This is a genomic window from Synechococcus sp. GFB01 (genome assembly GCF_001039265.1).
Taxonomy (GTDB): Bacteria; Cyanobacteriota; Cyanobacteriia; order PCC-6307; family Cyanobiaceae; genus NIES-981.
In genome coordinates this window covers 36,185-59,420 of sequence record NZ_LFEK01000110.1, presented here as the reverse complement: position 1 = coordinate 59,420, position 23,236 = coordinate 36,185, and the positions used below count along the sequence as shown (strand labels likewise).

The following is a 23,236-nucleotide window of genomic DNA, read 5'->3' as shown; positions in this document are numbered from 1 at the left end:
CCCATGACCCTGGCCAGCTCCCCCCTCCAGCCCGGGCAGCGCCGGGTGGCCGCCATCGACATCGGCACCAACTCGATCCATCTGGTGATCGCCGCGGTGGACGTGGCCCTCAGCAGCTTCAGTGTGCTGCATGCCGAGAAGGACACCGCCCGGTTGGGGGAGAGGGATCCGGAGACCGGTGATCTCAGCCTGGCCGCGATCGAGCGCGCCTTTCGCAGCCTGCGCCACGACATCGAGCTGGCCAGGAGCTACGGCGTGGAGCAGATCGTCACGGCTGCCACCAGCGCTGTGCGGGAGGCGCCCAACGGCCGTGAGTTCCTTCAGGCCGTGCAGGAGCAGCTGGGCCTGGCCGTGGACCTGGTGAGCGGGCCGGAGGAGGCGCGACTCATCTATCTGGGTGTGCTCTCGGGCATGGCCTTCGGGGACCAGCCCCACCTGATCATCGACATCGGCGGCGGCTCCACCGAACTGGTGCTGGCCGACGGGCGTGATGCGCGCGCTCTCACCAGCACCCGGATCGGCGCGGTGCGGCTGCAGCGCGAGTTCTGTCAGCAGGACCCCCTGCCGCCTCAGCGGCGCAGCTTTCTGCAGGCCTACATCCAGGGGGCCCTCGACCCGGCGGTGGCGCAGGTCCGCACCGCCCTGAACCCCGGTGAATCGCCCGTGATGGTGGCCACCAGCGGCACCGCGATGGCGATGGCGGCCCTGGCTGCCGCCGAGGATGGCAAGCCCCCCCTGAAGCTGCAGGGCTACAGGCTCAGCCGTCAGCGGGTGGATCAGCTGCTCGCCCGGCTGCTCACCCTCACACCGGAGCAGCGCCGCGCCCTGCCGGCGATCAATGAACGGCGGGCCGAGATCATCGTGCCCGGCGCCCTGATCCTGCAGACCGCGATGGCCATGCTCGGCTGCCACGAGCTGGTGGTCTGCGACCGGGCCCTGCGGGAGGGGCTGATCGTGGACTGGATGCTGCGCAACCATCTGCTGGGGGATCGCTTCGTCTACCAGAGCTCCATCCGTCGACGCACCGTGCTGCATCAGGCCCGGCGCTTCGGCGTGGAGCGCGAGCGGGCCGATTGGGTGGCCGCCCACGCCCTCAGCCTCTACGACCAGAGCCGCGGTCTGCTGCATCACGATGAGGGTGTCGGCCGCGAGCTGCTCTGGGCCGCCGCCCAGCTGCACACCTGCGGCAAGAGCATCAACATCTCGGCCTACCACAAGCACAGCTGGTATCTCATCCGCCATGGCGAACTGCTGGGGTATTCCCAGAGCGAGCATCTGATGGTGGCGGCGATTGCCCGCTATCACCGCCGCAGCCTGCCGAAGAAGCGGCATGAGGCCTGGCAGCTGATCGAGGGGCGCGACCAGCGCCGCACCGTGGCTTCCATGGCCCTGCTGCTGCGGCTGGCCGCCGCACTCGATCGACGGCCGGCAGCGGTGATCGACGCGATCGAGGTGTCCGCCGCACCCGGCTGCCTGGATGTGCGGTTGCGCCCGAAACCCGTGGAAGCCGGGGAGACGCCCGTGGATCTCAGTCTGGAGCGCTGGAGCCTGCGCTCCTGCGAGGCGGTGGTGATGGAGGCCTGCGGCCTCGCCCTCAGGGTTGCGGAGCCGTGAAGCGCCGCCAGCGCACCGCCTCGATCGGTCCGAGAACCTGGGGCGGCGCGTCACCGACACTGGCCTGCACGAGATCGGGACGGCCCGCGAGCACCTCCAGGCTCTTGCCCAGAGGGAAGCTGCGGCGACCCTGGAAGCGGCCCTCGAACAGGGTGGTGCCGCGGTGGTCGCGCACATGCACCCAGCTGGACTCCGTGCTGCTGAGGGTGAGCTGAGGCACGGCTGAGCGCCCGGCCGGTCGCTCCAGGTGTTCGGCTGCACCCGGAGTGCTGGGCGGCTCGCTGCGGAGCCGCTGGCTGACCCCGAACTGCTGCCAGCCCAGCACCGCCAGCCATCCGAGCAGCGGCAGCCCCACCAGGGCCAGCAGCAGCCGGGGCCAGGGCCATCCCGTGCGGGCGGACCGCCGGGCGCGGTTGGGCCGGGCTTGCGGGAGGCGGTCGCCGGCATGCCGGCCTCGGCGGATTTGGGTCGGGGCTGACTGAGGAGATCGCTGTGGCGGAGATCCTGAATCGCCGCTTCGGCATCCACCCCGAGGCTGCTAGCGACCCTCCGGAGCTGGGCGATCACGAACACCGGTTCCGGCAGTCGCTCCAGATCGCCACTCTCCAGGGCCGTGAGCTGCTCCTGTCCCATCTTCAGCCGGCTCGCCAGGGCGCCCACACTCAGCCCCTGGTCGATCCTGGCCTGACGGAGGCGCCCACCGATGGCCTCCAGGGCGGGAGGCGTTTCAGCGGTGGGCGGGTTGCTGCTCACAGTCCGGGCGTTCAGGGGTGGAACACGGTTGACGCCATTGTGTCGACGCAGCCGGGATCTGTCAGTCCGTGCCGATCGGGCTCACCGGCCCGGGCATCCCGCCGAGGGGATCCACCTGGACGCATCCGGTCGATGGATGAACCTGGGCTCTGCGAGCCGAAGGGATGGGCGATACTGGATTCGAACCAGTGACCCCTTCCGTGTGAAGGAAGTGCGCTACCGCTGTGCTAATCGCCCTCGCTGAGCTGCCTTCAAGGATGACCGCTCGCTTGGGAGAAGCTTAAAACACCGTCGGCGACCCACCAGATCCGCTCCACGGCACCATCGGCGACCATGGAGGCTCATCGGATGGTGCCGTGGACCTCGCCCCCAACATGTCCCCCNGCCGTCCCAGCAGCCGAGACGGCCAGCGATCCGGTCGGTGACGCGCAGGATCGGGTGGATGTGCTGATCGTGGGGGNTGGGGTCTGCGGAACCGCCCTGCTTTNCGAGCTGGCCCGCTACACCGACCTGGGCCGCATCGCGCTGGTCGAGCGCTATGACCGGCTGGCCGGGGTGAACTCCAAGGCCACCAACAACAGCCAGACGATCCACTGCGGCGACATCGAGACCAACTACACCCTCGAGAAGGCGATCCGGGTGAAGCGCACGGCCGAGATGATCGTGCACTACGCGGAACTTCTGGAACCGGAGGTGCGGCGGCGCTGCGTGTTCCGCACCCCGAAGATGGTGCTGGCGGTGGGGGATCGGGAATGCTCCATCCTGCGGGAGCGCTTCGAGCGCTTCTCCCCCCACTTCCCGGCCATGGAATTGCTGGAGAAGGAGCAGATCGCCCAGTGGGAGCCCAATGTGGTGCTGGTCGATGGTCAGCCGCGGCCCGAGGCCCTGGTGGCGATCGGGATCCGCAGCACCTACACGGCGGTGGATTACGAGCAGCTGGCGCAATCGTTCGTGGATCAGGCTGTGGTGGCCGTGGCCGAGAGCGGCGCCGGCGGCGGCAGGCCGCGGCAGCTGGATCTGCACCTGGGTACGACGGTCACGCGCATCTGCCGGGAGGGTGAGCTGTTCCGGGTGCATCTTTCGCCCACCCGGGGCTGCAATGCCGGCCGCGGCGCCCCCCGCGAAATCCTGGCCCGTCATGTGGTGGTCAACGCCGGTGCACACAGCCTGCTGATGGCCCAGGCGATGGGTTTCGGGCTGGAGTATTCCTGCCTGCCGGTGGCCGGGAGCTTCTACTTCACCCCCGATCTGCTCCGCGGCAAGGTGTACACCCTGCAGAACGACAGGCTGCCCTTCGCAGCCATCCACGGCGATCCCGACGTGCGCGCCCCGGGCCAGACCCGTTTCGGCCCCACGGCGCTGCTGCTGCCGCTGCTGGAGCGCTACAAGCCCGCGTCCTTCTGGGAGTTCCTCAGAGTGCTGAGGCTCGACTGGGCGGTTCTGGCCGTGTTCTGGCAGCTGTTCCGCATCGCCGACATCCGTGACTACATCATCCGGAACCTGCTGTTCGAGGTGCCCTGGCTGCGCCGTCGCCTGTTTCTGGCCGATGCCCGCAAGATCGTGCCCGGCATGCGTCTGGAGGATCTGCGCTTCGCCGAGGGCTACGGCGGTGTGCGGCCCCAGCTGATCGACAAGGCCAACCGCAGGCTGATGCTCGGGGAAGCCAGCATCCCGGCTCTGCCTGGCCTGGTGTTCAATGTGACCCCCTCACCGGGTGGCACCTGCTGCCTGGGCAATGCAGCGAGGGATCTCGAGGGGATCGTGGCTCGGCTCGGCTGCCGCTTCGATCGACAGCGACTGGCCCGGGAGCTCTATGGCGAAAGCGAGGCTGCCGCTCCCTCGGATGCATCGGATCCGCAGGAGGGCATGGCGGCCGGCTGATCGTCCTCCGGCGTGCCGCCGCGGAACAGATGGCGATGGCTGGCAGAATAGAGCCTGGACCGGGCGTCCTGCGGCGGGGTCAGTGCTGGACTCACCACGTAGAGGGTGGTGCGGATCAGGTTGCGCTCCAGGCTCACACGGGCCATCTCGCTGAGGGGCACCAGGCTGAGCCACTGGTCAGGCCAGCTCACCCGGTAGCCGATGGCCACCGGTGTGTCGGCGGGGTAATGGCGCAGCAGCTCGGCCTGAACCTCCTCCACGTGGCGAGCTGAGAGGTAGAGGCACAGGGAGGCCCGCAGGGCTGCCAGCCGGGGCAGGGATTCGGTGTCGGGCACGCCGGTACGGCCGCCGGCACGGCTCAGCACGATCGTCTGCACCAGGCCCGGGATGGTCAGCTCGGCTCCGAGGCAGGCTGCGGTGGCCTGGTAGGCGCTGATGCCCGGTACCACCTCCACCGGGATGCCCGCATCGGCCAGGCGGCAGATCTGCTCTGCGAGCGCACCGTAGAGGCAGGGGTCGCCGTCATGCAGACGCACGACGCGCCTGCCGGCGACAGCCCGTTCCACCACCACGGCGATCACCTCCTCGAGAGTCAGGCTGCTGGTGCGGATGCGCTCGCAGTGGCGGGGGGCGAGAGCGGCGATCTGGGGATTCACCAGGGAGTCGGTCCAGACCAGAACCTCGGCCTGCTCGAGCGCCCTGGCGGCCCGCAGGGTGAGCAAGTCGGGCGCTCCGGGACCGGCGCCCACGATGGCCACGGCGGGACGGCTCAAGCGCTCACCCCAGCGGGATCGGGCAGGGGCCGCCGGCGGCCGTAGAGCCACCAGAGGCCCAGCCCGCCGAGGCCGATCAGCAGCAGGCTCACCAGCTGGGCCATGCGCAGGCCCCCTTCACAGAAGGGGGGCTCGGCGAACAGGCAGAGGGGATCGATCCGCAGCGCCTCGATCCACACCCGGCCGCTGCTGTAGGCCATCAGATAGACGCAGCTGAGTGCGCCGCTCGGCAACTGCAGACGACCGAGGTGGCTCTGCCGCACCAGCAGCAGCAGCAGGCCGCAGACGCCGAGGTTCCAGATCGATTCGTAGAGAAACGTGGGGTGGAAATAGAGTTGATCCAGGAATTCCGGTGGCCGGCTGGCCGCAGGGATCTGCAGTTTCCAGGGCAGGTCGGTGGGAAGGCCGAAGGCTCGGAGTTGAAGAAGTTGCCCCAGCGGCCGATCGCCTGACCGAGGGCCACCGATGGCACCAGCACATCAAGCAGATTCCAGAAGGGCTGGCGGCGCCAGCGGCAGAACAGAACCGTGGTCAGCACACCGCCGATCAGGGCACCGTGGATGGCGATGCCGCCGCGCCAGATGGCCAGGGCATCGAGCGGGTTGGCGGCGTACTGGCGCCACTCCAGAACCACGTAGTAGAGCCGTGCCCCGACCACGGCACCGAGCACCAGCAGGGGCAGCAGGTCGGCGATCACCACCGGTTCGATGCCGCGGGACCTGCCCAGCCGCGTGGCCAGCGACAGCCCGGCCAGCACCGCAACGGCGATCAGCAGGCCGTACCAGCGCAAGGCAAAGGGGCCCAGCTGGAAGACCAGGGGCCCCGGAGAGGTGAACGTGGAGAGGGGGATCAACGCGATCAGGGCAGGAGGGGCAGGGGTCGCCCCAGGTCAGACGATTCCCTCGGCGGCCTGGACCTTCTCCACCTGGCGCTTCTTGAGCACCAGCATGATCTGGGCGACGGCGATGGCGGCGAAGAAGGCGAGCAGCCCGTAGATGCGGACCGGATTCTGGAGAACGATCTCGGCGTCGATCTGACCGAAGCCACCCACGTTGGGATCGTTGGTCAGGGGTGCACCGGCTGCCACCGCATCACCAACCGCAGCGGTCACGGTGGGGCCTGCAGGCACGGTTTCGGTGACCGTGGCGCCATCGGCAGTGGTGATCTCCACCACGGTGGCTCCCGATTCCCCAGGGGTGACGGCGGAGACGGTGCCGGCGGCGGGGGCATTGAACACACCGTTGTTGCTCTTCTCACCGGTGGGGTAGACCTGGCCCCGGCCGCGATTGCCGCCCACATGCAGCTGGTATTTGCCGAAGTGGATGCTGCTGTCCGTGGCGGGATCGGGTGAAAGCACCGGGAACACGATCTCCTGGTGCTGGTCGCCGGGGATGGGTCCGACCAGGAGGATGTTGGGCTGGTCGTCGGAATACTGGGTGTAGAAGAGACCGGCGGTCTCCTCCTTCAGTTCGTCGCTGAGACGGNCCTGCGGAGCGAGCGTGAAGCCATCGGGCAGCATCACCACCGCGCCGACGTTGAGGCCGGTGGCGCTGCCGTCACCGGCGACCTGCTGCACCGAGGTGTCGTAGGGGATTTCCACGACGGCCTTGAACACGGTGTCGGGGAAGACGGCCTGGGGCACTTCGACCCTGGTGGGCTTCTTGGCCAGGTGGCAATTGGCGCAGACGATCTTGCCGGTGGCCTCGCGCGGGCTGGCGTAGTTCTGCTGCGCCCAGAAGGGGTAGGCCCAGCCGGGAGTGGCGGCCCCGAGCAGCACGGCGACGGCCAGGGTGGTGCCCACCAGGGAGCTAAGCAGCAGGGAGAGGGTGCGGCGCATCGAAGAGAAGGGGCGACGGGGCAGGGGGACGGCAGCGATCGGATCAGGGCGTGATCAGACCCACCAAGGCTTGTCGCCGCTGCGGAAATCGGTCTCGGTCCACTGGCTGAGGAACACCGTGTCGTTCTCGACCGACACGTGGGCCAGAGCCAGCGAGAGCGGGGCCGGACCGCGCACCACCTTGCCGGTGGCGTCGTACTGGGAGCCGTGGCAGGGGCACATGAACTTGTTCTGGCCGCTGTTCCAGGGCACCACGCAGCCCAGGTGGGTGCAGATGGCGTTGATGCCGTAGCTGCCGATGGCATCGGAGCCNTCCACCACGAGGTAGGTGGGATCACCCTTGAGGCCCTGCACGAGGCTGCGGTCGCCCTCCTTGTGGGTGCCGAGCCAGCCGCTGGCGGTCACGGCGTTGCCGGCGGCGTCCTTGGCGGTAGTCCCGCCACCCGAACCGGCGGCCTTGGGGGGNATGAAATAGTTCACCACCGGGTAGAGCGCACCGAGGGCCACGCCGGTGACCGAGCCGAAGGTCAGCAGGTTCATGAACTGCCGACGACCCATCCCGGGCACATCACCGCTCGAGGCGCTCGCTGGCATCTGGGTCATGGCAACGGGGCCGGACGACGTGGCGGCCACATTAGGTCCTGCCCTCCCTCCGATGCCTCCGCGCTGCAGGGGCTCTGGCGGGCCTGCAACATGCTGTTGCGCATTGGCGAGCTTCCCTTGACCTCCCCGCTGACGGTCGATGAGCTGCTGGGGCTGCTGCGCAGCGCTGGCGTGCGTCCTACGACCTGCAGCTCGTGCAGCGCCGGGGCCGCGTCTATCTGCAGGTGATGTGGGCCTCTCTGGAGCAGCAGTCGTTCCCGCTCACGGCGGAGGAGTACACCGCCCGTCTGGCCCGGCTGGTGGCGGCGCTCAATGATCTGGGGGTGGCGGAGGCGGTGCGCCGGTGGCTGGCCACCACTCCCGACCGACCGCGTCTGGGCAAGGCGCTCGGCCTGCCTCTCGAGGTGTCCGGTGCTCGACTGAAGGAATTTCTGCTGTGAAGCCTGTGACCTTCAGCCGCCGCTGCCCGCGATCGCGGCGGGTCGCAGCCGCTCGCTGAGGGCCACCAGGCGACGCCGGTGAGGAACAGGGCTGTGATGGCGCCGGAGAGCAACAGCATCGTGAACGGATCGGTGGAGGGCGTCAGCACGGCGCCGGCGATGGCGGCCGTCAGCACCACCCAGCGCCAGCCCGCCAGCATCGTGCGAGCCCGGATCAGTCCCAGGGCGCCCAGCAGCAGCTGCAGCACGGGCAGCTGGAAGGCCAGGCCGGTGGCCAGCATCAGCAGAAGAACGAAGTCCAGATAGCGCTCGATCGACCAGCTCGGTTCCACCACATCGGCGCCGTAGCTCACCAGAAAGCGCAGGGCGGCAGGCACCAGGGCCCACCAGGCGAAGGCCAGGCCCGCGGCGAACAGCACCGCGGAGCCTGCGATCGCCGGCGCCACCAGCCGCCGTTCGCGCCGGCTGAGCCCCGGCAGCACGAACGCCAGGGCCTCGTAGAGCACCCAGGGCAGGGCCAGGGTGAGGCCGGCATAGCCCGCCACCTTGAGCGATACGAACAGAAACTCCCCTGGCGCCAGCTGCAGGAACCGGATGCCGCTGGCCGGCATCTCCAGCAGCCGCACCAGGGGCTTCACCGCAGCCAGGCAGCCGACGGCGGCGAGCAGCACCGCCAGCAGGCTGCGCAGGATGCGGCGGCGCAGCTCCTCCAGGTGATCCACGAGGCTCATCTCCACCTCGCCGGGGAAGTCATCCAGATCCGGCCCCGCCGCAGCCGCTTCGGGGAGCTGGATCGGCGGCGGCGGCGGCGGCGCGGTGGGTGGAGAGGGGTCTGCGGGCAACTCGCTCATCAGCGCTGCTCGTGCGGCCGCGATGCCAGCAGGGTAAGAGCCCGCTGTGGTACACCCCAGATCACGGCGCCGCCGCGGTGGCGCACCGTGCCGGGCGACGCGCCGGGGATGCGCTGCAGCTCGTCGCTGGGCACCATCACCACCGGCACGCGTCTATTGCTGCGGCCACGGCTGAAGTGGGCCGCCAGATCCGCGGCGGCCTGAAGATCCGCGTCGTCGGCTGGTGCTTCCGAACTCTTCAGCATCACGTGACTGCCCGGCAGCTCCTGGGCGTGGAACCAGAGGTCGCCGCGGCGTGCCTGACGGAAGGCGATCCAGTCGTTCTGACGATGGTTCCGGCCCACCAGCAGGGCCAGCCCGCCTGGGCTGCGCAGCTCCAGGGCCTGGGGCTGGCCGCGGCCAGCGGAGTCCAGACGGCGGTTCTGGCGATGGCCAGAGCGGCGACGCCCCAGTTGCTCCTCCAGCTCGGCGGCGAGAGCCTCGATCTGCTCGAGGCTCTCGGCCTGCTCCAGGAAGGTGAGGCTGGTCTCGAGGGCGGCCAGGCGGCACCGATGCTGCTCCAGCCTCGGGGTGATCGCTGCGCCCGAGCGGCGGAGCTTGCGGGCCTGCCGGTAGAGCGCCTGCGCCTCATCGATGCTGTCCCGGCTCGGCCGGGGCTGGCTGAGCAGAGCGTCGGCGCGCCGCTGGAGGATCTCGCTCTCCGGCACCCGATCCAGCAGTTGCTGTTGCTCGGCAAGCTGGAGCCCTTCACGCTCCCTGGCCGCGGTGATCTGGTGTTCGAGCTGCCGGCGCCGCTCGTGCAGCTGCTTCGCCTGCAGACCTCGCCGGTAATAACTGCTCAGAGCCGTATTGATCGCCAGGGGGTCGTGCGGGGGGCGTCGGGATCGCTGCTCCAGCAGCGGTAGCCGTGCTCGCAGGTCTGCCACCGCAGCCGGCCGGACTGCGGGCCGGCCTCGATCGCGCCGAGCCACGCCTGCCACTGCAGCCAGAGTGCCTGCCACTGGGCATCCGTGAGGCCACCCACCGGCTGCTCCAGCCAGTCCTGGGGGGCCAGCTGATGCCCCAGGGCCGGGCTGATGCCCTGGTAGGCGCTGCGCAGCGCCTGCTCCAGGGGCAGCGGCAGCAGCTGCAACCGCTGCCGCCAGCGCGCGAATGGCTCAGCCAGGCTCGGCGGCTCACCGCCCAGGGGCGGCGGTGGGCGGTAGGGATCGCCGGTGCCGATCGGCCGCAGCCGCGACTGCGCGGGTTTCACCTGGCGGGCCAGGGCGATCACCTGTCCGCTGCTGCCCTCGATCAGAAACAGATTGCTGTGGCGACCCATCAGCTCCAGCACCACGTGCCGCTCGATCGGCTCCCCGGGGCGCCGGGCAAAGCCGAACCGCACCACCCGCTCCCAGCCGGNCTGTTCGAGCTGCACCAGGGCCAGGCCGCGCAGGCCGTGCTGTAACTGCTGGGCCAGGGTGCTGCCATCGCCCTCTCGCGGCGGTGGGGGAATGGTGTGGCAGCGGGGCGCTTCCGGCAGCCAGCTGAGCTCCAGCCATCGCATGCCCTGGAGGGTGCGCAGCCCCAGCTGCATGGTCTGGGCATCGGCCTGCTGGGCCTTCTCAAAGCGGCTCGGCAGCAGCAGCGGTCGCCATTCCGCCAGCACCGCCTTGAGGCTGGTCACGTCCATCGGCTGGAGGGCCATGGCCGGTGCCGGGTGGATATGCACTGGCTTCTACTCTGCAGCCCAGCCCCTGCCCTGCTGATGGCCCGCCTCACCGTGATCACCGGTCCGAGTGGCGTGGGCAAGGGCACGCTGGTGGCGAGGCTGCTGCAGCGTCACCCCGAGATCTGGCTGTCGGTGTCGGCAACCACCCGCGCGCCTCGCCAGGGTGAGGTGGAGGGCCGCAGCTATTTCTTCCTCAGCCGAGAGCACTTCGAGCAGCAGGTGGCGGCAGGCGGCTTCCTGGAATGGGCGGAATTCGCCGGCAACCTCTATGGAACGCCGCGCCAGCCCGTGGAGGATCACCTGGCCGCCGGACGGCCGGTGCTGCTGGAGATCGAACTGGAGGGGNCGCGCCAGGTGCGCCGCAGTTTTCCCAGCGGCTTCCAGCTCTTCCTGAAGCCTCCCAGCTACGCGGAGCTGGAGCGGCGCATCCGCGGTCGCGGCAGCGACAGCGAGGTCGCCATCCAGCAGAGGCTGGAGCGCGCGCGCATCGAACTGGCCGCCGAGGGCGAATTCGATGCCGTGCTGGTGAATGGTGATCTCGAGCAGGCGCTGCTCCAACTCGAGCGGTTGATGGATCTCAGCTGAATCCGCGATCAACGCACCAGCAAAAANGCGGCCAGCGGCCGCCTTGATGAAGTATTGAGCTTCGGTGCCGCTTCGACCCGATCACATCGGATGGAAGAGGAGATCGGGAAAGAAGCGATTGAATTCGATCATGATGCCGGCTGTGATGGTGAACCAGATCGCCGAAAACACCGGGGCCGTGGTGAGGAACTTCTTCATTGCAGGTGCTGGAGGCTGAGGATGGGGTGGACGATGAAAGTTCTGAAGGTGGCCGTTCCTGAGGCCAGATCAGCGAGGCGAAACCGTGATCTTGCTGTCGGCTTCGGTGAGCTTCTTGCTGGTGAACTCACCGAAGGCTGCCAGGGGCCAGGTCGCGGCAGCCAGGGTGCTCTTGAAGGCCAGGGGGAGATCAATCTGGATCTCCTTCATGGTGGCGTCCTTGCTGTTGCGGATCGACATCAGATAGCTGCGCCCTGCCCAGCCGATGCAGCCGGCGATGTAGAGGAAAGCGATGCCGGGAATCATGAAGTCGCCGGAGTGGCTCCAGCGGCCATCGACGATCAGGTGGGGGAGGCCGTCAGTGCCACAGAGGGCCTGGCTGTACATCTCGAAGCGTGCCTTGGCCTGATCGGTTTTGGCTCCGGCGGCTCGCTGCTGGAAGCGGGCGCTCTCGGAGNCAGGGGNTGAGGCCTGCCACGGAACCATCAGCCTTGGCCACCGGGGCCAGGCCGAAGATCAGGAAGGCCGAAAGCAGGATCGCGAAAAGACGGCGCATGACCGGGAAGGGCGTCGCGGGGCAGGATGTCACTGGCGGACAGTAGGAGACCCGGCTGAGGACGATGCCGACCGTTCTGGCGCTCGAAACAAGTTGTGACGAGTCGGCAGCGGCGATCGTGCGCGATCGAACCGTGCTGGCGAGCGTCGTGGCCTCCCAGGTGGCCGAGCATGCCCGCTGGGGTGGCGTGGTGCCGGAGATCGCCTCCCGCCGCCACGTGGAGGCCCTGCCGGGCCTGATCGATCAGGTGGTGGCGCACAGTGGCGTGGCGCTGGCCCAGCTCGACGCGGTGGCGGCCACGGTGGCCCCCGGACTCAACGGGGCTCTGCTGGTGGCCTCGGTGACCGCCCGCACCCTGGCGCGGCTCTACGGCAAGTCCTATCTCGGGGTGCACCATCTGGAGGGTCATCTCTGCTCGGTGCAGTTGGGCGAGCCGCTCCCCCCCGGCCCCTCTCTGGTCCTGCTGGTGAGTGGTGGTCACACGGAGCTGGTGCGGGTCGACGGTCCAGGCTGCTACCAGCGGCTGGGGCGAAGTCACGATGACGCCGCCGGGGAGGCCTTCGACAAGGTGGCCCGGCTGCTGGGTCTCGGCTATCCGGGAGGGCCGGCGATCGAGCGGGCGGCCGCCGCCGGCGATGCCTTCCGGTTCCCCCTGCCCCAGGGGCGCGTCTCCCGGCCGGAAGGGGGCTATTACCCCTACGACTTCAGTTTCAGCGGCCTCAAGACCGCCATGCTGCGCCAGGTCCGGGCCCTGGAGGCCGTGCAGGCGGACGGCGGTGAGTGCCTGCCGGTGGCGGATCTGGCGGCCAGCTTCGAGCGGGTGGTGGCCGAGGTGCTCGTGGAGCGGAGCTGCCGCTGTGCCACCGATCAGGGCCTCGAGACCCTGGTGCTGGTGGGTGGCGTGGCCGCCAACCGCCGCCTGCGGGGGCTGCTCGAGGAGCGTTGCCGGCGGGAGGGACTCCACTGGCGTGTGGCGCCCCTCGCCTACTGCACCGACAACGCCGCCATGATCGGCGTGGCGGCCTGTGAGCGCCTTTCGGCCGGCCTTTGCAGCCCGCTGGAGCTGGGCGTGGCGGCACGCATGCCCCTGGAGCAGGCGGGGCGGCTCTACGCTCCCGAACCCTCTTTCTGAGGAGCCCCCTAAGTTGGCATCGCAGTCTCTGCTGCGTCGCCATGGAACCCGCGGAACGGAAGCCGGACGGACCACGGTCCGAAGCGGCCGTCCCCGAGCAACCCGAGTCCAAGGGCGTCGACCCGCAGGAGCTCGAGCACCAGAGCGGCCAGCAACCGCCTGTCGACCAACCGATTGTCGAGCCGGTGAGCTCCGAGGAGCTGAACGCCTGGCGGCGCGGCTTCACGCCTCAGGCGGAGATCTGGAATGGCCGCCTGGCCATGCTGGGCCTGGCTGTGGGACTGAGCGTGCTGCTGATCGCCCGACTCAGCCACTCCTGATTCCCCTGGCCCTGTGGCTCTGGGTAAGCGCTTCATCGGTCGCCACAGGGACGGCCTCCATCAGCTCGAGGGACTGGTTGGCCTGCATCCTGCCGTCGAAGCGACTGCGGCGCATGATCTCCTCGACCTCATCGAGTTCGCCGCGCGGGATGTCGTCATCGGGGGGCCATCCAGGCCGCCGCAGGCAACGGGGATGGCGGTACAGGGGGTGCACCATCGAGGGCGCGGCTCGAACCATTCCACGCTTGTGCGGGTTTCGGCGCTGGCGGCCACCCTTTCGGAACGGGTGCCCCGGCCGGTCTCCGTAGGATCCCGCCACGTCTGTGCCCCTGCCGGTGCCCTTGCCCCTCGTCACGATCGTGCTGGGAACCCGGCCCGAGGCGATCAAGCTGGCGCCGGTCATCCTGGCCTTCCAGGGCGCCGCGGATTTCCGCACCCGGGTGGTGCTCACCGGTCAGCACCGCGAGATGGTGAGCCAGGTGATGCATCTGTTCGGTCTCCAGGCCGACCACGACCTGGCTCTGATGGCGCCCCAGCAGACGCTCACACACATCACCTGCGCCGCCCTGCAGGGACTGCGGGATGAGTTCAGCCATCACCGCCCCGATCTGGTGCTGGTGCAGGGCGACACCACCACGGCCTTCGCCTCCGCCCTGGCGGCCTTCTACGAGCAGATCCCGGTGGGCCACGTGGAGGCCGGTCTGCGGACCGACAACCTCTTCGATCCGTTCCCGGAGGAGGCCAACCGGCGCCTGATCTCCCAGCTGGCCCAGCTGCACTTCGCCCCCACCGAGCGTTCGGCGGCCAACTGCCGCGCCTCCGGTGTGATCGGCGAGGTGCTCACCACCGGCAACACGGTGATCGATGCCCTGCTGCTGATGGCGGAACGGACCCCCGCCTATGAACTCCCCGGCCTCGACTGGCAGCGGCAGCGGGTGATCCTGGCCACGGTGCATCGCCGCGAGAACTGGGGAGAGCGCCTCGCTGAGATCGGCGGCGGCTTCCTGCAGCTGCTGGAGCGCTTCCCCGATACGGCGCTGCTGCTGCCGCTGCACCGTAACCCCACCGTGCGCGAGCCGCTGCAGGCGCTGCTGGGCGCTCACCCGCGCGCCTTCCTCACCGAGCCGCTCGACTATGACCAGCTGGTGGCGGCGATGCGCGGTTGCACCCTCGTGCTGACCGATTCCGGAGGCCTGCAGGAGGAGGCGCCGGCCCTGGGCAAGCCGGTGCTGGTGCTGCGTCGCACCACCGAGCGCCCCGAGGCCGTGGAGGCTGGCACGGCGCGGCTGATCGGTACAGCCAGCGCTGACATCCTCCGTGAGGCCAGCCAGCTGCTCACCGATGCGGCTGCCTACGAGGCAATGGCGCGCGCCCACAATCCCTTCGGCGACGGTCAGGCCAGTGGTCGCATCGTGGCGGCGGCCCGTCGCTTCCTGGCCTAACTGCGTTTGCGCTTCGCCCAGGGGGGCATGTCGATGAAGATCCGGGTGCCGGCCTTCACGCCGGAGAGGATCTGGGTGTTGCGGCCGCCACTGACGCCCAGCTCCACCGGCTGGAAGGTGGGCTGATTGTCCCTGCCCACCAGCAGCACGCCGGGGCGGCCTTCCTCGGTCACGATCGCCACGGTGGGCACGAGGGTGTCGGCCTGGACGCGGCCGGTCTGGAAGCCGATGTCGGCGGTCATGCCGATGCGCAGCTGAGGTTCGGGCTTCAGGAACGCCAGAACCACATCGAAGGAGGTCACGTTGTTGAGCTTTACGGCCCGGGGAGTGATTCGCTTGACGCGGGCGGGAAAACGGCGGTCGGGGAAGGCATCCACCCGCACTTCGGCGTCCTGGCCGAGGCGGATCCGTCCGATGTCGCTCTCGGGCACCTTGGCCACCGCCTCCAGGCCCTGGGCCAGCTCCACGATCGAGGAACTGGTGGCACCGGCCACGGCGGCGGCGGTGGTGGTCGGCGTCACGAAGGCGCCGGGATCGGCGAAGCGCTGGCTCACCACGCCGTCGAAGGGAGCCCGAACGATCAGATCGGCCTGCTCCACCTGGCGGGCCTCCAGCCGCTGGCGAGCCGCCTTCACTGCGGCTTCATCCACCAGGAAGATGCTGCGCACCCGGTCGAAGTCGCTCTGGCTGATCGCGTTCTGGCGGTAGAGCCGCTCGTTGCGATCCAGTTCGCTGCGGCTGCGGGCCAGCTGGGCCTCGGCGGAGGCGAGCTGGGCGCGAAGCTCGCCGAGTCGCTCGCGCAGATCGTCGCTGTCCATGCGGGCCAGGGCTGGCCGCGGCGCACGACATCCCCTTCCTCCACGTAGAGCTCCTGCAGCACACCCTGGCGCCTCGGACTCACGTTGACGCTCTGCTCGGCCTCGAGTTCGCCGCTGGCGGTCACAACCCCCGGCAGGCTGCCGGATTCGGCCAGCACGGTGTAGTCGGCCAGCCGGCCGGCCTGGCTGGTGCTGCGTTGGCGCAGGACGACCCCCACGCCGCCGATCAGCAGTGCTCCGGCAACCAGCGCCACCCAGAGGCTGCGGCGCCGCAGCCAGGTCGTCCGGGTCCGGCGGGGGACTGGACCGGGCACAACGGCCTGACTGGCCGCTGGTCGCTGGGGCGTGAGCGTGGCGATGGTGATCGGGGTGGAGATCCACCCCAGTTTCGCTGCCGGAAGGGGCCAGCGGCGGCCCGTAGATTCCAGCCATGCTCAAAGCCGGAATCGTGGGCCTGCCCAATGTGGGCAAGTCGACCCTGTTCAATGCCCTGGTGGCCAACGCCCAGGCCGAAGCCGCCAATTACCCCTTCTGCACGATCGAGCCCAATTCGGGCGTTGTGGCAGTGCCCGACCCGCGGCTGGATCAGCTCGCGGCCCTCAGTGCCAGCCGGGAGATCATCCCCACCCGTGTGGAGTTCGTGGACATCGCCGGTCTGGTGAAGGGGGCCAGCCAGGGTGAGGGGCTGGGCAACAAGTTTCTGGCCAACATCCGCGAAGTCGACGCGATCGTGCACGTGGTGCGGTGTTTCGAGAACGACGACGTGATCCACGTGAGCGGCTCGGTGGGGCCGGCGCGGGATGCGGAAGTGATCAATCTGGAACTGGGACTGGCGGATCTGGCTCAGGTGGAGAAGCGGCGCGAGCGCCTCAAGAAGCAACTGCGCACCAGCAAGGAGGCCCAGTTGGAGGATGGGGCACTCGAGCGCATCCAGACGGTGCTGGAGGCCGGTGGCGCCGCCCGCAGCGTGGCGCTCAGCGAGGAGGAAGCGGTATTGGTGAAGCCACTGGGGTTGCTCACCGCCAAGCCGATCATCTACGCCACCAACGTGAGCGAAGACGATCTCGCCGCCGGCAACGCCTACTGCGAGGAGGTGGCAGCCCTGGCCGAGAGCGAAGGTGCCGGCACCGTGCGCATCTCGGCCCAGGTGGAGGCCGAGCTGATCGAGCTGCCGGAGGAGGAGCGGGCCGAGTTCCTGGCGGGCCTGGGGGTCGAGGAAGGCGGATTGCAGAGCCTGATCCGCGCCACCTACAGCCTCCTCGGCCTGCGCACCTACTTCACCACCGGTGAGAAGGAAACCCGCGCCTGGACGATCAAGGCCGGCATGACCGCCCCCCAGGCGGCCGGTGTGATCCATACCGATTTCGAACGCGGTTTCATCCGCGCCCAGACGATCGGCTGCGAGCAGCTGCTGGAGGCCGGTTCCCTGGTGGAAGCCCGCAACAGAGGCTGGCTTCGTGCCGAGGGAAAGGACTATGTGGTGGAGGAGGGCGATGTGATGGAGTTCCTGTTCAACGTGTGACGCTGCGCGTTCTCAGCGCCTGAGGACGGCGGGCTGCAGGTTCAGCCGATCGGCATCGCCGAGGCGCACCTGTCTGCGGCTGGCGTCGTAGACGCAGAGCTCCAGGCCGCTGCGGCCGGCCATGTGGGGCTGCGGGTAGGTGCCGCGCAGGAGCAGCACACTGACCAGTCCGGTTGCCGCACCCGGGCCTGTGGTCGGAGCGGGCAGATCGATTCTGTCGCCGGCCGGGCTTGACTGGCGCAGTCTGCTGGCGGCCAGGCAGGCGCGCTGCACCTCCTGGTCATAGCGTGACCAGGCCTGCGGGGTGGAGCCCCAGGCCAGCTCCGGGGCGGCCCCGGTCAGGCCCAGCGCAATGGCGAGCGCCAGTCCGCTGGCCTGGCTGACTGCCGCCGGAGAGCAGGAACGGCGGGGCAGGGACGGGCGGCTGTCCATGACGCCATGCTGCGCCGGGTCCGGCAAGAATGGAAACCCTGCCGACGCCGGGCCATGTCCTCCGCCGATCCCGTTCAGGCCGCCGCCGCGGCCGCTTCCCAGTCGGCTGAGCCGGCCTCCGCCACGGCCCACGTTCACGACTTCGAGGTGCAGAAGCAGGTGCACCAGCAGATCCGCAACGATCCCGACTACGACGACTGGGAGTACGGCACCGAGCCCCTGCCGCATGAGAGCTGGCTGGCTCCGCCGCCGGCCTGAGCACCCCGCAGCACCACTCAGCGGCGCCTGGTCGACCTGGACACGCATGCCGGCGAGGCCGGCCCCAGCCGCCGCACCAGCAGCAGGCCGGCCAGGCAGAGCAGGGCCATGGCCAGCCAGAGAAAGCCACCATGGCCATGGCCTTCGAGGGCGAGGCCGGCCAGCAGCGGCGCTGCAAAGGCACTGATCGCGAAGCACTGCGAGAAGAGCGCCATGGCGAGCCCCTGGTGTGGCCGTGCCGTGAGCTCGATCACCGCTTCGGTGGCAATCGGCAGGAAGGCCGCCTGGCCCAGCGCCAGGGGTGGCTGGGCCAGCAGCACCAGCCAGATGCCGCCGGCCAGCAGCGTCGAGCCCGCCAGCAGCCCCGTGCCGAGAGCGAAACTCACCAGGCTCAGCCCCAGGCCGATCCCCACCGGCCGCCGTGCCAGAGCCTGCCCGACCGGCCACTGGATCAGCACCAGCAGGCCCAGCTGCAGGCCGATCAGCAGCGCCCCGAGAGTTTCCGGCACCGCCCGGCGCGCCAGCCCGCCGCGCACCAGATCCAGCGGCAGGGCGCTCTGCATCAGGGCCGGCAGTGTCGTGGCCAGCAGGGTGATCGCCAGCAGTGGCAGCAGCGGTGGCAGCCACTGTCGCCAGGAGTCGTCGATCTCGGTCGCGGCGCGGCGCTGGGGTGCTGGCAGCGGACGCAGCAGCAGCAGCAGCGCCATCGCGATCAGACAGAGGATGTCGAGCACATAGATGCCCCGCAGCCACGTCCTGCCGGCCAGAACCGAGCCGATCAGGGCGCCGCTGGCGATGCCGGCCGCATCGGCGCTGCGCACCAGGGCGTACCCCCGCGCCGAGGGGATCGGTGCTGGCGGTGCCGCGCAGCTCAGCGGAACCGCCAGTTCGATCGCCGGCCAGTAGAGGCCCATGGCCAAACCGATCAGCAACTGGCCCAGGAGGTATCCGTCAAGGCCCGCGGCACCCAGAAGCTGGCTGTCGCCCGCCAGCGACGCCAGGATCGCCAGCAGCACCGGCAGCGAGCAATTGAGCCCGCGGTCCAGCAGCAGTCCGCACAGCAGCCGCCCGGCCGTGCCCGCCAGGGCCGCCAGGGCCACCCCCTGCGTCACATCGACGGCACTGAAGCCGACCTGGTGGAACACCAGCGGAGTGAGATAGAGCACAGCGCCGGCCCCCAGCGAGGAGACCAGACGGATCAGGGCCAGTTCACGCAGCGGCAGGGGAAACTGGGACAACCAGGTGCCGCGCCCGGCCCGGGTCCGTGTCTGTGCCAAACCGTCCCCGCTGGATCGTTGCTCTGCTCGTCAGTCTGCTGCTGACCGTGCCCCCGGTCCGTGCGGCTCAACAGCTGGAGGTGGAGCTCGATGGTCTGCGGCTGCCGATCGATCTGGCCCAGCTCGAGGACTGGAGCCGCAACCCCGATACCAGTGATGGGGATCTGGCCATCTGGCTCAATCTGCTCGATCCTGCTGATCGGGCTTCCCTGATCCGGCTGCTGCGCGCCCCCCTGATCAAGGAACGAAGCTTCGGCCTGCAGTTGCTCAACAGCTGGACCGGGGAGCGGATGCTTCAGGAACTCGGAGGTCTGCTCACCCGGCCGGATGGTGCCACCACCCTGGCCGAGCTGGACTCGACCCTGCGTCGGGTTCTGGAGCGACGCGGTGTGGTGACCGCCCTCAACCTGCTGGAGGCCCTTCCTGGAGAGAGTCTCGTGCTCCGCCTCGACGGCCTGCTGAACCTGGCCCAGCGCTGGCGGCTCCAGATTCAGGAGCAGGAGGTCGCCATGGGCCAGCTGCACCGCCTGCGTGTACCCCTGCGCAACTCGCGGGCCCATGCCCTGCCTGGGCTCGCTCGTCTCAAGCCCCAGCGCGTGGAGCTGAGTGTGGCCCATCGGCCCACTCCGCTGCCCCTGGAGCTCTGGCCCAGCCGCGTGGCGAGGCCCTCACCGTGGCTGGTGATGATGCCGGGCCTCGGCGGCAACAGCACGGAACTCAGCTGGTTGGCCGCTTCCCTCTCGGCCCAAGGCTGGCCGGTTCTGGTGGTGGAGCATCCCGGCAGCAATGGACAGGCCATGCGGGCTTCCCTGCAGGGCGATCTCCCCCCTCCGGGGGCCGAGAGCCTGCCGGGCCGCCTGGCGGATCTCCAGGCGGTGCTGGAGGCCCGGCGCGACGGCCTGCTGCCGCCGCTGGGGCCGCCGCCGGCCGGGGAGCAGGGGGTGGTGCTTGTGGGGCATTCCCTCGGGGGGCTCACGGCGCTGATGGCGGCGGGTCTGGTGCCCGAGCGAGGGCTTGGAGAGCGCTGCCGCCAGGACCTGGCGGCCCTCTCGCTGACCAATCTCTCCCGCCTGCTGCAGTGCCAGTTGCCCCAGGTCACCGGGGAGTCCTCAGGGGGATCGGCGCTGCCGGATCCGCTGCTGCAGGGCTCCACCCGGCTTCGCGGCGTGGTGGCCTACAACGGCTTCGGGAGTCTGCTCTGGCCCGGAGGTGGCCTGGCGGCGCTCGATCTCCCGGTGCTCCTGGTGGGCGGCAGCCTCGATCTGGTGACGCCACCAGTGCAGGAGCAGCTCAACCTGTTCCAGGACGCAGCCCATCCCTTCAGCCGTCTGGTGCTGGTGGAGGGGGGCAGCCACTTTTCGCCGGTGCGGATCGTCGGCGACGGCAAGGCGGTCTTCCGGCTCGGTGATGAGCTCGTGGGTGTGGAGCCCCGCAAGGTCCAGGAGCTGCTGCTGAGCATCACCCTGGAGTTCCTCGAAGGACTGGACCATCCCTCGCTCCTGCCACCCCAACGCCGTCAGCAGAACGGCGTGGTGGCCTACGTGCTCGATGCCGCCCAGGCACGCCGCTGGAGCAGCCTGATCAGAACCTCACCCGCGGATCCAGCAGGGCCACCAGCAGGTCGACCAGCACGGTGACCAGCACCACCAGGGCGGCCACCACCACCACGATCCCCTGCACCAGGGGGTAATCGCGCTGGGCGATGGCTTCCTGCAGACGGGCGGCGATCCCGGGCCAGGAGTAGGTCACCTCGATCAGCAGGGCGCCACCGATCAGCGAGGCCACGGTGATCCCGGTGATCGTGAGCACGGGCAGGAGGGCGTTGGGCAGGGCATGGCGCAGCACCACGCGGGTTTCGCCGAGGCCGCGGCTGCGGGCAGCCTCCACGTAGTCCGACTCCAGCACGCGGCGCAGATTGAGCCGGAGGGCATTGGCGAAGATGCCGCTCAGCAGCAGGGCCAGGGTGCCGGCCGGCAGCACCAGGTGGCGCACCGTGCCGGCCAGCAGCTGCCATCGGCCCGAGGCCACCCCCTCCCTCAGGCCGGCGAGCAGATAGAAACCGCCGTCGGTGGGTGGCAGCACGGTCGGAGGCAACCGTCCACCCACAGGCAGCCAGCCGAGCCAGACGGCAAAGATCAGCTGCACCATCATCGCGGCCCAGAACGGAGGCAGGGCATAGGTGCCGATGCCGTAAAGCCGGCCGGCCAGGTCCAGCCTTCCTTCCGGTCGGGCGATGCCGCTGAAGCCCACCGCCAGACCCACCAGAGCTGCCAGCAGCAGTGCCACCACCCCCAGTTCCAGGCTGGCCGGCAGGCTGGCACCGATGATCGCCCTAACCGGTTCCTGGTTGGTGAGCGATGTCCCGAGTTCACCTCGCAGCAACTGGCTGAGGAACTGGCCGTATTGCTGCCAGAGCGGCAGATCCAGCCCCAGCTGGCTGCGCAGAGCGGCCCGTGCCGCCTCCGGCGCGCGGGTACCCAGCAGGGCATCGATCGGATCACCGGGCGCGACCCGCAGCAGCAGGAACACCAGGCTGGCGATCAGCCACAGCATCAGGGGCGCCAGGGCCAGACGAGCCCCCAGGTAACGCAGCAGTGCGCCGTTGCCGCTCATGGCCTGGCCCNGCCACGGTCACCGCGGCCCCTCAGCCGGCTCAGCTCCTGCAGCAGCAGTCGGCCCGACCCGTCGAAGCGGGGTGCGCTCACCGGTGGTCGCGCCCAGGCGCGCGGCGCCACCAGCCAGACCGGCAGATAGGGATTGGCGGCCGCGGTTCGGCGCTGGATGCGGTGCAGCAGGCTCCGCCGCGGCTCCCCGGTGAGGCTGGCGCTGCGGCCCAGCTCCTCCTGCAGCCCTGGCGCGGCCCAGAAGCTGCCGCTGGCGGCGCTGGCTCCACTGAGGCAGCGATCACCCTTCTCCTCCTCGCAACCCAGCAGGGGCACCAGATAGTTGTCGGCATCCGGGAAGTCCCCCATCCACTCCAGCAGGATGAGGGGGAAGCTGCCCTCTCCGAGCTGTCGGTAGGCGGTCGTGGCCTCCATGCCGCTCACCTCCAGCTGCACGCAGTCGCCCAGGTCCTGCTGAAGCTGGGCCTGCCAGGTGAGTGCAAACAGGCGGTCAGCCGGGATGTTGGAGCGGAAGGTGAGCGGCAGGCCGAGGCGGCGGCCCCGGCAGTAGCCGGCCTCTCTGTAGAGCCGGCGGGCCCTTGCCGGGTCGTACTCCGGCCAGGCGCTGGGATCGCTGCCGGCCAGGCTGGGCGGCACCAGATTGCGCAGGGGCGGACGCTGGCCGAGCGTCACCCGCTCACTGATTGTGCGACGGTCGAGGCTCAGCGCCACCGCCTGGCGCAGGCGTGGATCGTTCAGGGGCGGTTGGTCGGTGAGCAGGGTGAGATAGCCGATCTCCAGTGCCGGCCCGCTGCCTTCGCGCAGCTCGCCGCGGCGAGCCCGGCGACTGAGGGCGGCCTGCTGGTCGATCTCGAGGCTGGTGGAGAGCAGCACGTCCACCTCACCGCTGCTGAGGGCCCCGAACAGGGCGGTGGAATTGTTGAGCCCAACCAGGTCGATGCCGCCGTTGGCGGGCCGCCGACCCCAGTAGCCCCGGAAAGGCTCCAGCCGCTGCTGCTGGGGATTGAAGAAGCTCAGCCGGTAGGGCCCGGTCCCCACGAAGCGGTCATTGAGGAAGCGGCGGCCGTGCTGCCGGTAGGAGCTGGGGGAGAGCGGTGTCAGGTTGATGGCACTCAGCAGCTGCGGCAGGGCGCTGTAGGGCCGTTTGAGCGTCAGTTCGATCGTGTGGGAATCCACCGCCCGCACGCCGGATACCCGGTCTCCCAGCAGGTAGCTGAGCTTGCCGATGGCCAGGAAACGCTCCAGGGTGAACACCATCGCGGCGGCGTTGAAAGGGCTGCCGTCGTGGAAACGCACGTCACGGCGCAGCTTCACCCGGGCCCGCAGACCATCCGGACTCAGCTCGGGCCAGCCCACCGCCAGGCTGGGCTCCACGGCGCCGCTGCTGTCGATGCGGTACAGGGTGTCTCCAAGACCGCTGAGCACCTGGAGGGCGCCGAAGCTGTAGACGGCCGCAGGGTCGATGCTGTCGATGCGATTCTTGCTGGCCACCACCAGACGCTGGTCTGCCCTGGGGATCGCCGTGCAGGAGGAGAGGATCAGGAGCAGGAGCCAGACCCTGAAGACTTGCTCCGACAGCTTCGGAATCGGCAGCCGGATCAAGGGCCGG

General features: G+C 69.6%; 22 protein-coding genes, 1 tRNA gene and 5 pseudogenes. 10 read left to right on the top strand and 18 right to left on the bottom strand.

Features of this window, described 5'->3' with window-relative positions:
* Positions 1-3: 3 nt before the first annotated feature.
* Positions 4-1,614: a Ppx/GppA phosphatase family protein gene (locus tag SYNGFB01_RS10410; protein ID WP_048017961.1), complete on the top strand. Its 1,611-nt coding sequence runs from the start codon at positions 4-6 to the stop codon at positions 1,612-1,614.
* On the opposite strand, the gene SYNGFB01_RS10405 is transcribed toward SYNGFB01_RS10410, so the two are convergent.
* From SYNGFB01_RS10405 to SYNGFB01_RS10395, 3 genes and pseudogenes are all read right to left on the bottom strand, one after another.
* Positions 1,595-1,969 (bottom strand): DUF4115 domain-containing protein, encoded by a 375-nt coding sequence (locus tag SYNGFB01_RS10405; RefSeq protein WP_048017960.1) that lies wholly within the window; start codon positions 1,967-1,969, stop codon positions 1,595-1,597. The genes SYNGFB01_RS10410 and SYNGFB01_RS10405 overlap by 20 nt on opposite strands.
* Positions 1,970-2,139: 170 nt before the next feature.
* Positions 2,140-2,367, bottom strand: a pseudogene (locus SYNGFB01_RS16485) (helix-turn-helix domain-containing protein); the annotation flags it as partial.
* Positions 2,368-2,532: 165 nt separating this feature from the next.
* Positions 2,533-2,604 (bottom strand) — tRNA-Val (locus SYNGFB01_RS10395).
* A 201-nt stretch (positions 2,605-2,805) separates the two neighbouring features.
* Between SYNGFB01_RS10395 and SYNGFB01_RS10390 the strand changes: the two genes are divergently transcribed.
* Entirely contained in the window at positions 2,806-4,248 is a 1,443-nt protein-coding gene (locus SYNGFB01_RS10390) for an FAD-dependent oxidoreductase (RefSeq protein WP_048017959.1), read from the top strand.
* Here SYNGFB01_RS10390 and cobM read toward each other — a convergent pair.
* The 4 genes and pseudogenes from cobM to petC form a co-directional block, all read right to left on the bottom strand.
* Complete coding sequence (gene cobM / locus SYNGFB01_RS10385; RefSeq protein ID WP_082325983.1) at positions 4,179-5,021, bottom strand: precorrin-4 C(11)-methyltransferase; 843 nt, start codon at positions 5,019-5,021, stop codon at positions 4,179-4,181. The genes SYNGFB01_RS10390 and cobM overlap by 70 nt on opposite strands.
* Positions 5,018-5,811, bottom strand: a pseudogene (gene lgt, locus SYNGFB01_RS10380) (prolipoprotein diacylglyceryl transferase). Before lgt ends, cobM begins: the two are co-directional and overlap by 4 nt.
* A 99-nt stretch (positions 5,812-5,910) precedes the next feature.
* Entirely contained in the window at positions 5,911-6,858 is a 948-nt protein-coding gene (gene petA / locus SYNGFB01_RS10375) for a cytochrome f (RefSeq protein WP_048017958.1), read from the bottom strand.
* A 54-nt stretch (positions 6,859-6,912) separates the two neighbouring features.
* Positions 6,913-7,461, bottom strand: a complete 549-nt coding sequence (gene petC / locus SYNGFB01_RS10370; RefSeq protein ID WP_048017957.1) for a cytochrome b6-f complex iron-sulfur subunit — start codon at positions 7,459-7,461, stop codon at positions 6,913-6,915.
* 90 nt (positions 7,462-7,551) lie between these two features.
* On the opposite strand from petC, the pseudogene SYNGFB01_RS10365 reads away from it, so the two are divergent.
* Positions 7,552-7,901 (top strand): annotated as a pseudogene (locus SYNGFB01_RS10365) (DUF3067 family protein).
* Between the two features lie 12 nt (positions 7,902-7,913).
* Here SYNGFB01_RS10365 and tatC read toward each other — a convergent pair.
* From tatC to SYNGFB01_RS16475, 3 genes and pseudogenes are all read right to left on the bottom strand, one after another.
* Positions 7,914-8,752, bottom strand: a pseudogene (gene tatC / locus SYNGFB01_RS10360) (twin-arginine translocase subunit TatC).
* Positions 8,752-9,678, bottom strand: coding sequence for an NFACT RNA binding domain-containing protein (locus tag SYNGFB01_RS16480; protein WP_369795544.1), 927 nt, complete (start codon positions 9,676-9,678; stop codon positions 8,752-8,754). The pseudogene tatC and the gene SYNGFB01_RS16480 overlap by 1 nt, the downstream one beginning before the upstream one ends.
* The gene (locus SYNGFB01_RS16475; RefSeq protein WP_369795543.1) at positions 9,591-10,439 is read right to left on the bottom strand and encodes an NFACT family protein; all 849 of its coding nucleotides are present in this window, start codon (positions 10,437-10,439) and stop codon (positions 9,591-9,593) included. The genes SYNGFB01_RS16480 and SYNGFB01_RS16475 overlap by 88 nt, the downstream gene beginning before the upstream one ends.
* A 60-nt stretch (positions 10,440-10,499) precedes the next feature.
* On the opposite strand from SYNGFB01_RS16475, the gene gmk reads away from it, so the two are divergent.
* The gene (gene gmk / locus SYNGFB01_RS10350) at positions 10,500-11,048 is read left to right on the top strand and encodes a guanylate kinase (protein ID WP_048017989.1); all 549 of its coding nucleotides are present in this window, start codon (positions 10,500-10,502) and stop codon (positions 11,046-11,048) included.
* 81 nt (positions 11,049-11,129) lie between these two features.
* On the opposite strand, the gene psaJ is transcribed toward gmk, so the two are convergent.
* Entirely contained in the window at positions 11,130-11,246 is a 117-nt protein-coding gene (gene psaJ, locus SYNGFB01_RS10345) for a photosystem I reaction center subunit IX (RefSeq protein WP_048017955.1), read from the bottom strand.
* Positions 11,247-11,315: 69 nt separating this feature from the next.
* A pseudogene (locus SYNGFB01_RS10340) lies at positions 11,316-11,802 on the bottom strand (Photosystem I reaction center subunit III).
* Between the two features lie 64 nt (positions 11,803-11,866).
* Here SYNGFB01_RS10340 and tsaD point away from each other — a divergent pair.
* Positions 11,867-12,934, top strand: a complete 1,068-nt coding sequence (tsaD, locus tag SYNGFB01_RS10335) for a tRNA (adenosine(37)-N6)-threonylcarbamoyltransferase complex transferase subunit TsaD (protein ID WP_048017954.1) — start codon at positions 11,867-11,869, stop codon at positions 12,932-12,934.
* A gap of 173 nt (positions 12,935-13,107) precedes the next feature.
* The gene (locus tag SYNGFB01_RS10330; protein WP_048017988.1) at positions 13,108-13,254 is read left to right on the top strand and encodes a high light inducible protein; all 147 of its coding nucleotides are present in this window, start codon (positions 13,108-13,110) and stop codon (positions 13,252-13,254) included.
* Here SYNGFB01_RS10330 and SYNGFB01_RS10325 read toward each other — a convergent pair.
* Positions 13,241-13,471 (bottom strand): hypothetical protein, encoded by a 231-nt coding sequence (locus SYNGFB01_RS10325; RefSeq protein ID WP_152669615.1) that lies wholly within the window; start codon positions 13,469-13,471, stop codon positions 13,241-13,243. The two genes, SYNGFB01_RS10330 and SYNGFB01_RS10325, sit on opposite strands and share 14 nt — an antisense overlap.
* Positions 13,472-13,589: 118 nt before the next feature.
* On the opposite strand from SYNGFB01_RS10325, the gene wecB reads away from it, so the two are divergent.
* Positions 13,590-14,696 carry a non-hydrolyzing UDP-N-acetylglucosamine 2-epimerase gene (gene wecB, locus SYNGFB01_RS10320; RefSeq protein WP_048017987.1) on the top strand — a complete coding sequence of 369 codons (1,107 nt, stop codon included), beginning with the start codon at positions 13,590-13,592 and terminating at the stop codon, positions 14,694-14,696.
* On the opposite strand, the gene SYNGFB01_RS10315 is transcribed toward wecB, so the two are convergent.
* Positions 14,693-15,946 carry an efflux RND transporter periplasmic adaptor subunit gene (locus SYNGFB01_RS10315; RefSeq protein ID WP_235300114.1) on the bottom strand — a complete coding sequence of 418 codons (1,254 nt, stop codon included), beginning with the start codon at positions 15,944-15,946 and terminating at the stop codon, positions 14,693-14,695. The two genes, wecB and SYNGFB01_RS10315, sit on opposite strands and share 4 nt — an antisense overlap.
* Between SYNGFB01_RS10315 and ychF the strand changes: the two genes are divergently transcribed.
* Positions 15,945-17,036 carry a redox-regulated ATPase YchF gene (ychF, locus tag SYNGFB01_RS10310; protein WP_048017952.1) on the top strand — a complete coding sequence of 364 codons (1,092 nt, stop codon included), beginning with the start codon at positions 15,945-15,947 and terminating at the stop codon, positions 17,034-17,036. The two genes, SYNGFB01_RS10315 and ychF, sit on opposite strands and share 2 nt — an antisense overlap.
* Before the next feature lie 12 nt (positions 17,037-17,048).
* On the opposite strand, the gene SYNGFB01_RS10305 is transcribed toward ychF, so the two are convergent.
* Positions 17,049-17,468, bottom strand: a complete 420-nt coding sequence (locus SYNGFB01_RS10305) for a hypothetical protein (RefSeq protein ID WP_053068436.1) — start codon at positions 17,466-17,468, stop codon at positions 17,049-17,051.
* A 54-nt stretch (positions 17,469-17,522) separates the two neighbouring features.
* Here SYNGFB01_RS10305 and SYNGFB01_RS14965 point away from each other — a divergent pair, with 54 nt between their 5' ends.
* Positions 17,523-17,726 (top strand): hypothetical protein, encoded by a 204-nt coding sequence (locus tag SYNGFB01_RS14965; RefSeq protein WP_048017951.1) that lies wholly within the window; start codon positions 17,523-17,525, stop codon positions 17,724-17,726.
* 17 nt (positions 17,727-17,743) lie between these two features.
* On the opposite strand, the gene SYNGFB01_RS10295 is transcribed toward SYNGFB01_RS14965, so the two are convergent.
* Positions 17,744-18,964, bottom strand: coding sequence for an MFS transporter (locus SYNGFB01_RS10295; protein WP_235300106.1), 1,221 nt, complete (start codon positions 18,962-18,964; stop codon positions 17,744-17,746).
* Positions 18,965-19,050: 86 nt separating this feature from the next.
* On the opposite strand from SYNGFB01_RS10295, the gene SYNGFB01_RS10290 reads away from it, so the two are divergent.
* Positions 19,051-20,640, top strand: coding sequence for an alpha/beta hydrolase (locus tag SYNGFB01_RS10290; RefSeq protein WP_235300105.1), 1,590 nt, complete (start codon positions 19,051-19,053; stop codon positions 20,638-20,640).
* Here SYNGFB01_RS10290 and SYNGFB01_RS10285 read toward each other — a convergent pair.
* Positions 20,585-21,616 (bottom strand): ABC transporter permease, encoded by a 1,032-nt coding sequence (locus SYNGFB01_RS10285; protein ID WP_048017949.1) that lies wholly within the window; start codon positions 21,614-21,616, stop codon positions 20,585-20,587. The genes SYNGFB01_RS10290 and SYNGFB01_RS10285 overlap by 56 nt on opposite strands.
* Positions 21,613-23,229 (bottom strand): ABC transporter substrate-binding protein, encoded by a 1,617-nt coding sequence (locus tag SYNGFB01_RS10280; RefSeq protein ID WP_235300104.1) that lies wholly within the window; start codon positions 23,227-23,229, stop codon positions 21,613-21,615. Before SYNGFB01_RS10280 ends, SYNGFB01_RS10285 begins: the two co-directional genes overlap by 4 nt.
* Between the last annotated feature and the right edge of the window lie 7 nt (positions 23,230-23,236).